Annotated in this window: 12 protein-coding genes and 1 tRNA gene; 5 read left to right on the forward strand and 8 right to left on the reverse strand. The window is 70.0% G+C overall.

The window, feature by feature from the left end:
- Positions 1 to 4: 4 nt before the first annotated feature.
- The 3 genes from KZC57_RS03255 to KZC57_RS03265 form a co-directional block, all read right to left on the reverse strand.
- Positions 5 to 604 (reverse strand): helix-hairpin-helix domain-containing protein, encoded by a 600-nt coding sequence (locus KZC57_RS03255; protein ID WP_247641027.1) that lies wholly within the window; start codon positions 602 to 604, stop codon positions 5 to 7.
- 169 nt (positions 605 to 773) lie between these two features.
- Positions 774 to 3,338, reverse strand: coding sequence for a leucine--tRNA ligase (gene leuS, locus KZC57_RS03260; protein WP_247641028.1), 2,565 nt, complete (start codon positions 3,336 to 3,338; stop codon positions 774 to 776).
- 46 nt (positions 3,339 to 3,384) lie between these two features.
- Positions 3,385 to 4,707 carry an anthranilate synthase component I family protein gene (locus KZC57_RS03265; RefSeq protein ID WP_247641029.1) on the reverse strand — a complete coding sequence of 441 codons (1,323 nt, stop codon included), beginning with the start codon at positions 4,705 to 4,707 and terminating at the stop codon, positions 3,385 to 3,387.
- Between the two features lie 41 nt (positions 4,708 to 4,748).
- Here KZC57_RS03265 and KZC57_RS03270 point away from each other — a divergent pair, with 41 nt between their 5' ends.
- Genes KZC57_RS03270 through KZC57_RS03280 form a run of 3 tightly spaced genes read left to right on the forward strand, consistent with a single transcriptional unit; the run spans position 4,749 to position 7,315 of the window.
- Positions 4,749 to 5,420: a DedA family protein gene (locus KZC57_RS03270; RefSeq protein WP_025104953.1), complete on the forward strand. Its 672-nt coding sequence runs from the start codon at positions 4,749 to 4,751 to the stop codon at positions 5,418 to 5,420.
- Positions 5,421 to 5,424: 4 nt separating this feature from the next.
- On the forward strand, positions 5,425 to 6,450 hold the full coding sequence (locus KZC57_RS03275) for an App1 family protein (protein WP_247641030.1): 1,026 nt from the start codon (positions 5,425 to 5,427) through the stop codon (positions 6,448 to 6,450).
- Position 6,451: 1 nt separating this feature from the next.
- Positions 6,452 to 7,315, forward strand: coding sequence for a 3-methyladenine DNA glycosylase (locus tag KZC57_RS03280; protein ID WP_247641031.1), 864 nt, complete (start codon positions 6,452 to 6,454; stop codon positions 7,313 to 7,315).
- Between the two features lie 3 nt (positions 7,316 to 7,318).
- Here the strand turns inward: KZC57_RS03280 and KZC57_RS03285 are convergent, their stop codons facing one another.
- The 5 genes from KZC57_RS03285 to KZC57_RS03305 are packed head-to-tail and all read right to left on the reverse strand — an operon-like array spanning position 7,319 to position 11,637.
- Positions 7,319 to 8,500, reverse strand: coding sequence for a glycoside hydrolase family 3 N-terminal domain-containing protein (locus KZC57_RS03285; protein WP_247641032.1), 1,182 nt, complete (start codon positions 8,498 to 8,500; stop codon positions 7,319 to 7,321).
- A gap of 26 nt (positions 8,501 to 8,526) precedes the next feature.
- Positions 8,527 to 9,183, reverse strand: a complete 657-nt coding sequence (locus tag KZC57_RS03290; RefSeq protein ID WP_247641033.1) for an SDR family oxidoreductase — start codon at positions 9,181 to 9,183, stop codon at positions 8,527 to 8,529.
- A 28-nt stretch (positions 9,184 to 9,211) separates the two neighbouring features.
- The gene (locus KZC57_RS03295; RefSeq protein WP_247641034.1) at positions 9,212 to 9,739 is read right to left on the reverse strand and encodes a DUF3592 domain-containing protein; all 528 of its coding nucleotides are present in this window, start codon (positions 9,737 to 9,739) and stop codon (positions 9,212 to 9,214) included.
- Complete coding sequence (locus tag KZC57_RS03300; RefSeq protein WP_105949975.1) at positions 9,736 to 10,527, reverse strand: hypothetical protein; 792 nt, start codon at positions 10,525 to 10,527, stop codon at positions 9,736 to 9,738. Before KZC57_RS03300 ends, KZC57_RS03295 begins: the two co-directional genes overlap by 4 nt.
- 42 nt (positions 10,528 to 10,569) lie before the next feature.
- The gene (locus KZC57_RS03305; RefSeq protein ID WP_247641035.1) at positions 10,570 to 11,637 is read right to left on the reverse strand and encodes an NAD(P)/FAD-dependent oxidoreductase; all 1,068 of its coding nucleotides are present in this window, start codon (positions 11,635 to 11,637) and stop codon (positions 10,570 to 10,572) included.
- Positions 11,638 to 11,772: 135 nt separating this feature from the next.
- Between KZC57_RS03305 and KZC57_RS03310 the strand changes: the two genes are divergently transcribed.
- Both KZC57_RS03310 and KZC57_RS03315 read left to right on the forward strand, forming a co-directional pair.
- Positions 11,773 to 11,845: transfer RNA gene (locus KZC57_RS03310), tRNA-Ala, on the forward strand.
- A gap of 172 nt (positions 11,846 to 12,017) precedes the next feature.
- Positions 12,018 to 13,151: a hypothetical protein gene (locus KZC57_RS03315; protein WP_247641036.1), complete on the forward strand. Its 1,134-nt coding sequence runs from the start codon at positions 12,018 to 12,020 to the stop codon at positions 13,149 to 13,151.
- The last annotated feature ends 112 nt before the right edge of the window (positions 13,152 to 13,263 follow it).

Raw genomic sequence — 13,263 nt, forward strand, 5'->3', positions numbered from 1 at the left:
ACTGTCACACGCGCACCCCGTCGCGCAGCCCCTCCAAGACCTTCTCCCCGATCCCGGGCACCGCCAGGAGATCGTCCACCGTGCGGAACCGACCGTTCTCCTCGCGCCACGCGACGATACGCTCGGCCAGCGCCGGTCCGATTCCCGGGAGCTCCTCCAGAGCCGCCTGATCCGCGGTGTTCAGATCGATGGTCCCGTCTCCGGATGGCGGCGCCGACGGATCGGCGACGGCACCCACGACCGGGACCAGGATCTGCTCCCCGTCCTCGACCCGTCGGGCGAGGTTGACACCCACGAGGTCGGCGGCATCCGTCGACCCGCCGGCGGCCGCGAGGGCATCGACGACCCGGGAGTCGGTGCGCAGGACATACAGGCCCGGGTGCTCGACCGCGCCGAGCACGTGCACGTAGATCTCCGCGGGCGCGGACTCGACCGACGCCGAGCTCTCCGCGAACGGAACGGCCTCGACGGACGACGGTTGCCCCTGCACCAGGCCGAGGCCGACGGCGGTGGAGAGCGCGACGATCGTCAGCACGACCGCCGCGCCGAGCCCGAGGCGGAGCCCCCGACGGGGCGGAGGAGTTGGAGGCGGGGACGAGGTCATCCGGACACCCTAAGCTCCGCGCCCACCGCCTCCCGGAGCCGGACACAGCGACCGTGGAGAGACGCTCAGAAGGGACTCGTCGTGGAGGACGGCCGTTCTTGGTCGCAACCCGGTCCGGGGATCACCGCTTCGCGCCGGGGTCGGCGAAACCGCGGAGAACGCCGGGCACTCAGCCCTTGACGACGATGCTGACGATCTTCGGGGCCCGCACGACGACCTTGACGATCTCGCGATCGCCGATCGACCGGATGACGCGCTCATCGGCGCGCGCCAGCGCCTCGAGCTCGGCCTCGCCGATGCGTGCCGGCACCTCGAGCTGCGCGCGCACCTTGCCGCCGATCTGCACGACCGCGGTGACGGTGTCCTCGACGAGCAGCGCCGGATCGGCGGAGCGCCACGACACGAGTCCGACGGACGGCTCGTGTCCCAGGATCTCCCACATCTCCTCCGCGGTGTGCGGGGCGATGAGGTCGAGCATGACGGCGATGGTCTCCGCCGCCTCACGGACGGCGGGGTCGGCAGCACCGGCAGCGCCGTCGATCGTCTTGCGGGTCACGTTGACCAGCTCCATCAGACGGGCGACGAGCACGTTGAACTTCGTCTGCTCGACCAGAGCGGGCGCCTCGGCGAGCAGCTTGTGCGTCGCACGGCGCAGCGCCGCGTCGCCTCCGTCGAAGACCACGTCGACGGGGCTGGAGACCTCGTGCGCGATCCGCAGGGCGCGCGCGAGGAACTTCTGCGCACCGGTGGTCGACACATCCGCCCAGTCCTTGTCGTCCTCCACCGGACCGGCGAACGCCAGACCGACGCGGAGCGCATCGGCACCGTGGGCGTCGAGCTCCTCCTGGAACAGCACCAGGTTGCCCTTGCTCTTCGACATCTTCTGGCCGTCCAGCAGCACCATGCCCTGGTTGATCAGGTTGGAGAACGGCTCGGTGAAGTCGATCAGCCCCATGTCGAAGAGGACCTTCGTGATGAAGCGGGCGTAGAGCAGGTGCAGGATCGCGTGCTCGACACCGCCGATGTACGAGTCCACCGGTGCCCAGCGTGCCGCCTGGGCCGGGTCGAACGCCTGCGTGTCGCTGTTCGGCGACAGGAACCGAAGGAAATACCAGGAGCTGTCGACGAAGGTGTCCATCGTGTCGGGATCGCGGAGTACCGGGTCGCCGGTCTCCGGGTCGGTCGTGCGTACCCAGCTCTCCGCGCCGCCCAGCGGCGACGTGCCCTTCGGCTTGAGATCGAGACCCTCCACGCTCGGCAGCTTCACCGGCAGCCGGTCCTCGGGCACAGGGATGATCCGGCCGTCCTCGGCGTGCAGCATCGGGATCGGCGTCCCCCAGAAACGCTGACGCGAGATCAGCCAGTCACGCAGGCGATAGTTCTTCGCCGCTCGCCCCGTCCCCGTGGCCTCCAGCTGCTCGATGGCGCGCGCGATCGCGTTGCGCTTCGACAGTCCGTTCAACGGACCGGAGTTAATCATGCGCCCCTCGCCGGTGAGCGCGACGCCGGTCTTCGCCGGGTTCCGCTCGTCGAGCGCGGCATCGGCATCGATCGGGACGCCGTCCTCGTCCACCTCGATGACCGGCATGGCACCGGTGACCGGAGCGGTGGTGTCGACGACGACCTTGACCGGCAGATCGAACGCGCGTGCGAAGTCCAGGTCGCGCTGGTCGTGCGCCGGGACCGCCATGACGGCGCCGTGCCCGTAGTCGGCCAGCACGTAGTCGGCAGCCCAGATCGGGAGCTTCTCGCCGTTGACCGGGTTGATCGCGTAGCGGCCCAGGAACACGCCCGTCTTGGGACGGTCGGTGGACTGCCGATCGATGTCCGTGGTCTTCTGCACCTCGGCCAGGTAGGCCTGGAAGCGCTCGCGCACCTCGGGCTCGGCCTCCGCGGCGAGCTCGGCGGCCAGGTCGCCGTCGGGCGCGACGACGAAGAACGTCGCACCGTGCAGCGTGTCCGGACGGGTCGAGAACACCGTCACCGGCTCCTCGCGGCCTTCGATGCGGAAGTCGACATCGGCGCCGACGGAACGGCCGATCCAGTTGCGCTGCATCTGCAGCACCTTGTGCGGCCAGAACCCCTCGAGCTGGTTCAGGTCGTCGAGCAGGCGGTCCGCATAGTCGGTGATGCGGAAGTACCACTGGGTGAGCTTCTTCTTGACGACCTCGTAGCCGCAGCGCTCACAGCGCCCATCCACGACCTGCTCGTTGGCCAGAACGGTCTGGTCGTTCGGGCACCAGTTGACCGGGCTCTTCTTCCGGTACGCCAGGCCGCGCTCGTACATCTTCAGGAACAGCCACTGGTTCCAGCGGTAGTACTCGGGGTCGGACGTGTGCAGCACCCGGCTCCAGTCGAAGGAGACGCCGTACTGCTGGAAGCCCACCTTCTGCTGCGCGATGTTCTGGTACGTCCACTCGCGCGGGTCAGCACCCTGGCGGATCGCGGCGTTCTCCGCCGGCAGCCCGAAGGAGTCCCACCCGATCGGGTTCAGGACGTTGTGGCCCCGGTGACGCCAGAAGCGGGCGACGATGTCGGAGTAGAGGTAGTTCTCCGCGTGCCCCATGTGCAGGTCGCCAGAGGGGTACGGGAACATGGCCAGCACATAGCGCCGCGGCCGGGTGTCGTCGTCTCCGCCCGTGAGGAACGTCTCGTGCTCCGCCCAGTACTTCTGCCACTTGGCCTGGATGGCGTGCGGCGAGGAGAACTCCTCGTCGACGGGAGCGGTGGACATGTTCTCGGACAACGAACGCACGACCAATCTGAAGGGAAAAACGGGATCAGTTCAGGATATCGGAACGCCAGGTGGCGGGCATTTCCGCGCCGAGCGCCGCGAGAGGGGCGCGGGCCTTCGTGGCGACCTCACGCACTTCGGCCGCGGGCACCGATCCCCAGGTGATCCCGCCACCGGCGCCGACGAACGCAGCCTCCTCGTCCACGACGATGCTGCGGATCACCATCGCGAGGTCGAGCGCACCGTCCACGCCGATGTAGCCGAAGCAACCGGCATAGATGTCGCGCGGGCCGCCTTCGAGCTCGTGCAGCTGCGTCATCGCCGACAGCTTCGGCGCTCCAGTCATGCTTCCGGCGGGGAATGCGGCCTCCAGCAGCGCCCCGACCGTGGTCCCCTCCGCGGCCGTGCCGCTGACGGTGCTGACGAGCTGATGCACGGCCGGATAACTCTCGACCTCCCAGAGCCCCTCGACCCGGATCGACCCCGGCACGCACACCCGGGAGAGGTCGTTGCGCATGAGGTCGACGATCATCACGTTCTCGGCCCGCTCCTTCGGATCCGCGGCGAGCTCTGCGGCGAGCGCGGCATCGGTCACGGCGTCGGCGCCTCGAGGGCGGGTCCCCTTGATGGGACGGGTGCGGATGACGCCACCGGCGGCGTGGAGGAACTGCTCGGGGCTGGCACTGAGGAGCGCACGTCCCCCGATGCGCAGGAATCCGCCATGGTGGGCGGGAGTCGCCGCCCGCAGCCGCTCGTACACGGCGACGGGGTCATGGGTCCCCGGCACGGTGAACCGCGTCGTGAGGCAGAGCTGGTACGCGATGCCCGCGTGGATGAGGTCGCGGCAGCGGTCGATGAGCTGCTCGTATGCGGCAGGGGTGTGGCGGGCCTCGGCGGCGTGACGATCCTCCACCACCCGCGGCGTCAGCGCTTCCGGGCCGGCGTCGCTCAGAAGGGGCTGCAGCCAGCGCTCCCCCTCACGCGACTCCCCCTCCGGGGCCAGAAGCCACAGGCGGTGCGCGGCATGATCGACCGCCACGGCCCTGGTCACGCGCAGCCACGTCCGGGCTTCCGGCTCCGGGTCGGTGGCGACCGGAGCCCCCGCGCGGACGGCTCCGCTCTCGTAGTCGCGCCAGCCCACCCATCCCCCACGGAACGGCGGCATCCCCGCCTCGACGGGCCCGGCATCCAGGCGCACGTCCTCCGGGAGCTGTTCGGCGACCCCTGTGCCGAGGAAGCTCCATCCCTCGGCGGCGTCAGCGCCCGCATCGAGCCAGAACACATCCGCCTGCTGCTGCGCGATCATCGCGAAAACACGCTCCGGAGCCACCCAGGACGGCAGCGGTCGGGGGGTCAGGCGGTCGGGCACCTTTCCAGCCTAGGACCGGGCCGCTCCCGTATCCTCATGGGGTGGACGACCTCCTGCTCTGGCTCCTCGACACCGTGCAGTCGATCGATCCGGTCACGCGCACTCTGGTCGCGGGTCTCGCCGTCATGCTGGAGACGAGCATCCTCATCGGCCTCATCGTCCCGGGCGACACGATCGTCATCATCGCCTCGATGGGCGTCGCTACTCCCCTGGAGGGCATCGCGATGGGTGTGGCCGTCGTCGTCGGCGCCCTCATCGGAGAGAGCATCGGCTTCTGGCTCGGCCGCTGGCTCGGCCCCTACATCCGTGCTTCCTGGCTCGGGCGGCGGATCGGGGAGCACAACTGGGTCCGCGCGGAGAACTACCTTGCACGTCGCGGCGGCATCGCCATCTTCCTCTCCCGCTTCCTCCCGGTCCTCCACTCCCTCGTCCCTCTCACAGTGGGGATGAGCGAGTACCCCTACCGGCGCTTCCTGGCCTGGACGACCCCGGCCTGCATCATCTGGGCCTCGGCGTACGTGAGCGTGACCTCGCTGGCGGCCGGGAGCTTCCGTGAGCTCGTCGACCGCGTGCACTTCGCGGGCTACCTGTTCGTCGGGGTCATCGCCCTGTTCCTCGTGCTCGCCTACCTGGGCAAGCGGCTGCTGCACCGCCTGGAGGCGCGTCATCTGGAGGCCCCGGCGGCGGAGTCCGACGCCGACGTGAAAGACTGAGGCAATGGCCCCCGCACCCCCGGCGCCCAGGATCCACTGGTTCGCCCGTCTCGAGCACCGCCTGCACGTGTGGCGCGAGGGACGAGCGCGCCGCCGCGGCCGGAACGCCACCGTGCTGCCCTTCCCGGGCTACGGCGGCCCCGGATGGGTCCGTGTGCTCGGTCGTGTGCTCATCGTCCCGCCGCAGCGCCGCGGTCGCGACGGGGAACCGGCGAGCATCCGCGGCTGGCGCAGCTTCGTCGGCATCCCTGTCGGCTTCGCCTCCGTCGACGTGCATGTCGGCGACAGCACGCATCGGGTGGTCGCCGACCGCGGTGGCGTCATCGACACCGTCATCCGCGCCGATCTCGAGCCCGGCTGGCAGACCTTCACGATCTCCGTCGAGGGGCAGGAACCCATCGAGGCCCGGGCCTTCATCGTCGCGGAAACCACCCGGTTCGGCGTCGTCTCGGACGTCGACGACACCGTCATGGTCACCGCGCTCCCCCGCCCCTTCATCGCCTTCTGGAACTCGTTCGTCGTCGACGAGCACGCACGCATTCCTGTGCCGGGGATGGCGGTGCTGCTCGATCAGCTTCTCCGGCAGCACCCCGGTGCCCCCATGATCTATCTCTCCACCGGCGCCTGGAACGTCGCGCCCACCCTGTCACGGTTTCTCGGTCGGCACCTCTTCCCCGCAGGCTCGCTGCTGCTGACCGACTGGGGTCCTACGCACGATCGCTGGTTCCGCAGCGGCCGCGAGCACAAGCTCACGAACCTCCGTCGGCTGGCGACCGAGTTCCCGGACGTCAAATGGCTGCTGATCGGCGACGACGGCCAGCACGACGAGGCCATCTACACGCAGTTCCAGGAGGAGTACCCGGATTCCGTCGCGGGTGTCGCGATCCGACGGCTGCTGCCCGCGGAGGCGGTGCTCGCCGGCGGTCGCGCCGAGATGGAATCGCATGACGCTGACGAGGCTCCTTGGGTGAGTGCAGAGGACGGCGCCGGCCTCCGCGACCAGCTCGGCGATGCCGGCATCCTGCACTGACATGATCCTCAGGCGTGACGACTGGCTCCGGCGCGAGGACGCGCATCGGGAACGGGCCGACGCGCTGACGGCCGAGCACCGAGACCGTGTGGCGCGCGGCGAGAAGCACCCGGTGTGGGACTTCCTCTTCACCTACTACGGCTATAAGCCCGCGCAGCTCCGGCGGTGGCACCCGGGGGCGGGCGTGGAGTTGCAGGACGCATCCGAGCGAGTGACATGGCGCTGGTACTCCCCCGGGATGTCACCCGGCGGCGCGATCCCCGACGCCCAGCGCTTCGCCGCCGAGAAGCCGGAGCTCGCTCGCCTCGTCGCCCTCATGCTGCGCCGCACGGGTTCCCGTCCCGGGCAGTTCGGCTGCTTCGGTCTGCACGAATGGGCGATGGTCTACCGCGCCGCAGAGCATCGGCATGCCGTCCCCCTCCGGCTGGGGCAGGCGGGCACGGATGCCGTGGTGGAGGCGCACGATCTCCGCTGCACGCACTTCGACGCCTTCCGGTTCTTCACTCCGGAGGCGGTGCCTCGCAACCGGGCGGCGTTGACGAGAGAGGATCAGCCCCTCCTCGAACAGCCCGGCTGTCTGCACGCCGGCATGGACCTGTACAAGTGGGCGATGAAACTCGGCCCGCTGATCCCCGGCGAACTGCTGCTGGACACGTTCGAGCTGGCGCGCGACATCCGGCTGCTCGACATGCAGGCCGCCCCCTACGACCTGTCGGCGTGGGACGTCGAACCGGTACGCATCGAGACGCCGGAGGGCAAGGCCGAGTACGTCCGGCGCCAGCGCGGTTTCGCGGACCGCGGCGCCGCCCTCCGCGCCTCCCTCCTCACCGCCTGGCTCGGCCCGGACGAGCGCGCCGCAGCCTGAGCGTCAGCGGGCAGTGCAGTCCCCACAGACGGCCCACGACGACGACGCTGCGGCGAGCTCCAGACGCAGGGTGAGCACACGGGTCGCCGCGTCCTCCAGACGCTCGGCGGGGAGCGTCCCGGCGTCGACGGCCGCGGCGATCCCCGCGGCCATCTCGGTCGCGGTCTGCGCCGTGGACCCCGCGATCATGAGCACGAGGTCGTTGCCGGCCGCGACCGCGGCGACGCCGTTCGCGACGGGGTCGGCGTATGCCGGATCCCCCGAGGACAGCAGCATGCCGAGGTCGTCCGTCACGGCCACACCCTCGAAGCCGAGCTCCTCCCGCGCGATGCGATGCCACTCCGCGGAGAGCGACGCCGGACGGGAGTCCACGGCGGTGTACGCGAGATGGCCGTACATGAGCAACGAGGCGCCGGCTTCGATGCCGGCGGCGAACGGGGCGCCGTCCCCTTCACGCCACGCCGCCTTCGTCATGCCGGTGCTCGGGATCGCGTGATGGGAGTCTCCCGGCGCCGCTCCGTGCCCGGGGAAGTGCTTGAGCGTGGACGCGACGAAGTGCTCCTGGGCTGCGGTCGCCGCCGCGGTGCGGTCGGCGGCACTCTCCGGATCGGTGCCGAGGGCACGCCCGAAGATGAACGAGCCGCGGTCCGCCGGGACGTCGGCGACGGTGCCGAAGTCGACGGTGATCCCGGCGCGAGCGACGAGCGCGCCGCGGGCCGCGAAGGCCGCCGAGGTCTCGGCGACCGGACGGCTCTTCAGGGTCGTCGACGCTGGGAAGGCGTCCCAGGGCAGTCGCGAGACGATGCCGCCCTCCTGGTCCACGGCGATCAGCGGCGGGAGGGCCGGGTCGATCGTCAGCGCGGCCGTCAGTGCGCGGAGTTCTTCCTCCGTCGCCGGGATGTTCCCACCCATGAGGATGAAGCCTCCGAGCCCCGACTTCATGTAGTCGCGTAGCGCCGCCGGATCGGTCCCGCCGATGTGTCCCATCACGATGGATGACGCCTGATCCGCCGTGCTCATGTCCGCGACGAGGGCGGCGGCCTGCTCCCGGATCGCGTCAGGTTCTGCAGCCTGCACCGACACCGCCTCGGCAGCCGGCTCCGGGCTGGACTGTGCAGCCGCCGACACCCAGGCACCTCCCGTGAGGGCGAGCAGGACGAGCGCGGCGCCTACGCCTCGCCGCACCCGTGACCAGCCCCGGTTCATCGCTCTCAGCGCGCGAGCGCCTCGGCGATCGGCACCGAGGTCTCCTCGTCGCCGTTGCCGAAGCGGATGGTGCGCCCGATCGTGCCCGGATCCTCCAGGGTCGCGACGATGACCGCCGCGACGTCGGCGCGGGAGACCTCGCCGCGCCCTTCCGGGTCGATGCGGATGCGTCCGGTCGGGTCGTCGAAGGTCAGCGTGCCAGGGCCGAGGATGGTCCCGTCGAGGCCGGAAGCGCGGAGGTGCTCGTCTGCGGCCCACTTCGCATCGGCGTACGGGAAGAAGGAGTCGTCCTCCGGCACGCCGTGATCGGACGTGGAGCCGATCCACGACACCATGACGTAGCGTCGCACACCCGCGCGCTCCGCCGCGTCCATGGTCCGCTCCGCCGCGTCCCGGTCGACGGCGTAGGTGCGCTCGGGGCTCCCGCCCCCGGCACCGGCCGACCACACCACCGCGTCGTGCCCGCGGATGATCTCGGTGAGGGCGTCGACGTCCATGGTCTCGATGTCGGCGACGAGAGCGATCGCGCCGCTCTCCTCCACCTCGGACACGTGATCGGGGTTCCGGATCACCCCCGTGACCTCGTGACCGCGGGCCACGAGGAGCGGGGCGAGCAGCAGGGCGATGCGGCCGTGGCCGCCGAAGACGAGGATGCGCGACATGTCTTCACCCTACGCGCCCTCGCCGACGTCAGTCCGGGATCTGCGAACTGTCGATGACGAAGGCCTGCGGATGCGAGGGCAGGTATCGGACGACCACCGGTGCCCCACTCGGGAGCCACGCGTCACGGTCCGGGTACACGGCCGGAGTGAAGAAGTCGCTCTCCAGCGTGTATTCGGTGCCGTCCGCGGCCGTGAACGTCACCCAGTCCCCGTCCACCGTGCCGGTGGTGGGACGACCGTTCTCGAAGATGTACGCGCGGGTCACCGGGACACCGGTCAGGCTCAGGATGCCGATGATGAGGGAGCCGAGCATCACGAAGGCCAGGACGCGGAAGAACACGCGGACCACGGAGCCGCCGATGCTGCCGCTGGATCGCGTGCCCGCCGGAACAAGCCCTTCCCGCTCGCGGACAGCCCGCAGCGAGCCGCCTCCGGTCGTTCCCCGCGCGGACACCGCGAACAGCCCGAGGATCGAGAACGCCGCGATGAAGACCATCGCGTAGCCGTGCGCGGCCGGGAAGTTCACCAGCCACATCAGCGTGTCGAGGGGGTTCATCGTGCCGGCTCCTTCTCGATGGTGACGGCGACCGTGTGCGGATCCTCACGCCGGTAGAACGCCCAGATCGGTGCCCCCACCTGCAGGCGCGATACGGCCTGCGGGTAGACGAACACGGTGGTGTCGGCCTCCCACGGCTCTGCTCCTTCGGGGGCCACGAGCACCTTCAGCGCGAGCTCGCTCTGCCCCTCGCGGCGCCGTCCGGTCGGACGCACCTCGACGACGGACGCGGGCACCTGGGTCCCCGTCGTACGAGCGCGGACCTGGGACGGGTCGATGAGGCCGCGGTCGATGCGCCACTGCAGCATCGCCTCTCGGACGCTCGGGTCGCTGAGGTCAGCGAGCTCGACGGTGTCGGGGTCGTCCACGTTGTAGCGGACGGGGACGGGCTGCCCCACCTGCAGCGCTCCGACGTCACCGGCGTCGAGCAGCATGCGCAGCTGTCCGATGAAGTCGTCGCCGACGCTGGGGCTGACCCGGATGAAGAGGTCGTACTGGGGCACGTCGTTCACGGTCACGCCGGTGCGCGACATCTCGACGACGGTGCCGACGCCGATCTGCGCCGGCCCGCGGACCTTCTTGCGCCGCGCCAGACCCGACATCGATCCGCCGAAGGTGAGCAGCAGGCCCCAGGCGACGCCGATCACGATCGGTCCGCCCAGGCCGTCATCGCTCGCGAAGGGGAGGATCGACTCGCGCTGGTTCACACCGAACAGGCCTTCCCCCACCCACACCACGAGCCACGCGGAGAGCAGCAGCCAGACGACGGTCAGGATGATGCGCAGCATGCCTCCCAGCGTATCCACAGGAGGCGCCGGACGACGAAACGGTCACGAGGAGACCGCGGCGCCCTCCTTCGCGAGCGCGCGGACGACGCCGGTCGCAGCCGCTCGCCCCGCTCTGTTCGCGCCGATGGTGCTCGCGGACGGGCCGTAGCCGACGAGCTGCACCCGGGGATCCGCGACGGCCGTCGTGCCGCGGCCGCCGCGGTTGAGCTGGATCCCGCCCGCGGCACTGCGCAGGTGGAGCGGGGCGAGGTGGCCGATGGCCGGCCGGAACCCCGTCGCCCACAGGATCACGTCGACGCGCTCGAACGCTCCGTCGGACCAGCGCACGCCGTCGGGCTCGATGCGCTGGAAGAGCGGTCGACGGTCGGCGTACGCTCCGAGACGCTCCGCTTCCCTCTCTTGCGGTCGGAGCATGAGCCCCGTGACGCTGACCACGCTCTCCGGGGGCAATCCGGCCGCCACGCGCTTCTCGACGAGCGCGACCGCGGCGGCACCGGCCTCCGGCGTGAAGTCGTCGTCCCGCCAGACGGGCGGGCGTCGGGTGACCCACAGCGTCTCGGTGAGAGGAGCGAGGGCACCGAGGAACTGCACGGCGGATGCACCGCCGCCCACGACCAGCACCCGCTTGCCGAGGAAGTGCTCCGGGCCGGGGTAGTCGACGGTGTGGAACTGCTCCCCGAGGAACGTCTCCATCCCCGGATAATGCGGGATGAAGGGTTGCGTCCAGGTGCCCGTCGCGTTGACGAGAGTGCGGGTGCGCCACTCCCCCTCGTCGGCCTCGACGACCAGGACGCCCTCGTCGTCATTGACCCGGCGGACGTGCACCGGCCGCAGCACCGGAAGATCATGGGCCTTCTCGTACGCGGCGAAGTACTCCGGCACCGCGATGTTCGCCCGGCGCTCGTCCCGCGGCGGCGCGCTGTCTCCCGGGAGCTCGGCGACCCCGTGCACGTCGCGCATCGTGAGGGCGTCCCACCGGTGCTGCCAGGCTCCCCCGGCCCGCGCATCGGCGTCCAGCACGACGTGCTCGATCCCGCGGCGACGCAGGTGGAACGACGCGGACAGCCCGGCCTGGCCGGCGCCGATCACGATGCTGTCGAGAGTGCTCACGATGGATCGAACGCCGTCGCTCCTCCGGATGTTCCTCGCGCCCCGACGCGCCCGGGCAGCCCGCGCCGATTGGTGCGGATGCGGATTCGTGTAGTAGTGTTTTCACGTTGCCCGGAGCACTCCGGAGCAGCGTCTGGGCCTGTGGCGCAGCTGGTAGCGCACCTGCATGGCATGCAGGGGGTCAGGGGTTCGAGTCCCCTCAGGTCCACGAAAAACCCTCGGTTCGCCGGGGGTTTTCGTGTTTCTGGAGCCAGTGGCATCTCGCGATGTCAGGCCCTCGCGCCGCATCAGGCAGTCACCACCCTCCCTGCCTGATGCCGCGCGATCGCCTGACACGAAGCATACGAAAACGAAACAGGCGCTTCAGTAGCGTGTTACATATGCATGCTTCCGTCGCGCGACACCGTCGCCGCTTTGCCCCCGTGATCCTCGGGATTCTCGCCGTCGTCGCGCTCGGGATCGGCGGTGTGATCGCGTGGCGCCTCCTCGCCCCCACCCCGTCGGACTACGAGGGTCTCGATGCCACTGACAAGGAGATGCTCACCCAGCTGTCGGAGCAGTACGACGTCACGGCGGCACATCCGGCGGAGATCTGGACGGACGCCTACCGGTATGAGGAGCAACCGCTGGTGCTGCTGCGCACGCTCGGGGAGAAGAGCTCCTTCTGGTTGCACGCGATCCTCGTCAACATGAGTGGTGTCACGGACACCTCCGGCATGACGAAGATCGACGTTCCCGGGGCCACCCACCTCGGCGACGTCCGCATCAGCCGGACGTTCGCCGCCGGGGATGGGGTGCTGTATGCCCCGTCCAACTTCGGTGTGATCGAGGTGGGCGGCGATGACGTCCTCGCGTTCAAGTACAACCAGGCGATGCTCGACACCGAGACGACGATGTCGCAGGGTTTTGCGCGCTTCTCCCTGCACGAGAACTTCCACGTCACGAAACAGGGGATCGATCCCGAGGCGCCCGGGGCCTGGCCGTGGGAGGCCGGCGGCACGATTCCGGACTACCCGCATACGGCGGCGCAATACGAGTTGCTGCGCGTGGAGGCGCGGATCTTCGACCGGGTCGAGACCGAGACCGATCCGCAGGTGCTGGCCGCCCTCGCGTCCGACCTCGCCGCTGTGCGCATGGCCCGCTATACGACGTGGCCGACTCTGACGTTGGAGATCGAGCTGGAAGCGATCGAGGGGACCGCGACCTACGTGGAGCGGGCCTTCGACAGAGCACGAGGCCTCACTCCCGTGCAGAGCACCTTCACCGACGGTCTCGAAGCACTGATCGAGGATCCGGATCAGCAGGCTGTCCTGGAACGCGACTATTCGTACTTCACGGGTGCCCAGCTCGGGCTGCTTCTCGACCACATCGCCCCGGACTGGAAGACGCAGCTCGAGCCCGCTCCCACCGGGTCGGCGTCGACTCCTTTCGCGACGCTGCAGCGCGTGACCGGCGTCAGCACGGCACCCAACGAGGCACAGCTCCGCACGATCGTGGACCGCTACCTCCCCTAGCCCCCTCAGGCTTTCGCGCGACAACAGGCCTCGACGGGAGGGGACGCCTGTTGCTGCGCGAATGCCTGAGACAATGCGGGCCGGCCGGTTCACTCGAGGGCCCCCGACAGGC

This window comes from Microbacterium sp. KSW4-4 (assembly GCF_023091185.1).
GTDB classification, from domain to species: domain Bacteria; phylum Actinomycetota; class Actinomycetes; order Actinomycetales; family Microbacteriaceae; genus Microbacterium; species Microbacterium paraoxydans.

Bases quoted from the DNA above. Each gene is read 5' to 3' on its own strand.
- KZC57_RS03255 (WP_247641027.1), bottom strand. From the start codon at position 604: ATGACCTCGTCCCCGCCTCCAACTCCTCCGCCCCGTCGGGGGCTCCGC.
- leuS (WP_247641028.1), bottom strand. From the start codon at position 3,338: ATGTCCACCGCTCCCGTCGACGAGGAGTTCTCCTCGCCGCACGCCATC.
- KZC57_RS03275 (WP_247641030.1), top strand. From the start codon at position 5,425: ATGGCCCCCGCACCCCCGGCGCCCAGGATCCACTGGTTCGCCCGTCTC.
- KZC57_RS03280 (WP_247641031.1), top strand. From the start codon at position 6,452: ATGATCCTCAGGCGTGACGACTGGCTCCGGCGCGAGGACGCGCATCGG.
- KZC57_RS03290 (WP_247641033.1), bottom strand. From the start codon at position 9,183: ATGTCGCGCATCCTCGTCTTCGGCGGCCACGGCCGCATCGCCCTGCTG.
- KZC57_RS03295 (WP_247641034.1), bottom strand. From the start codon at position 9,739: ATGAACCCCCTCGACACGCTGATGTGGCTGGTGAACTTCCCGGCCGCG.
- KZC57_RS03300 (WP_105949975.1), bottom strand. From the start codon at position 10,527: ATGCTGCGCATCATCCTGACCGTCGTCTGGCTGCTGCTCTCCGCGTGG.
- KZC57_RS03315 (WP_247641036.1), top strand. From the start codon at position 12,018: ATGCATGCTTCCGTCGCGCGACACCGTCGCCGCTTTGCCCCCGTGATC.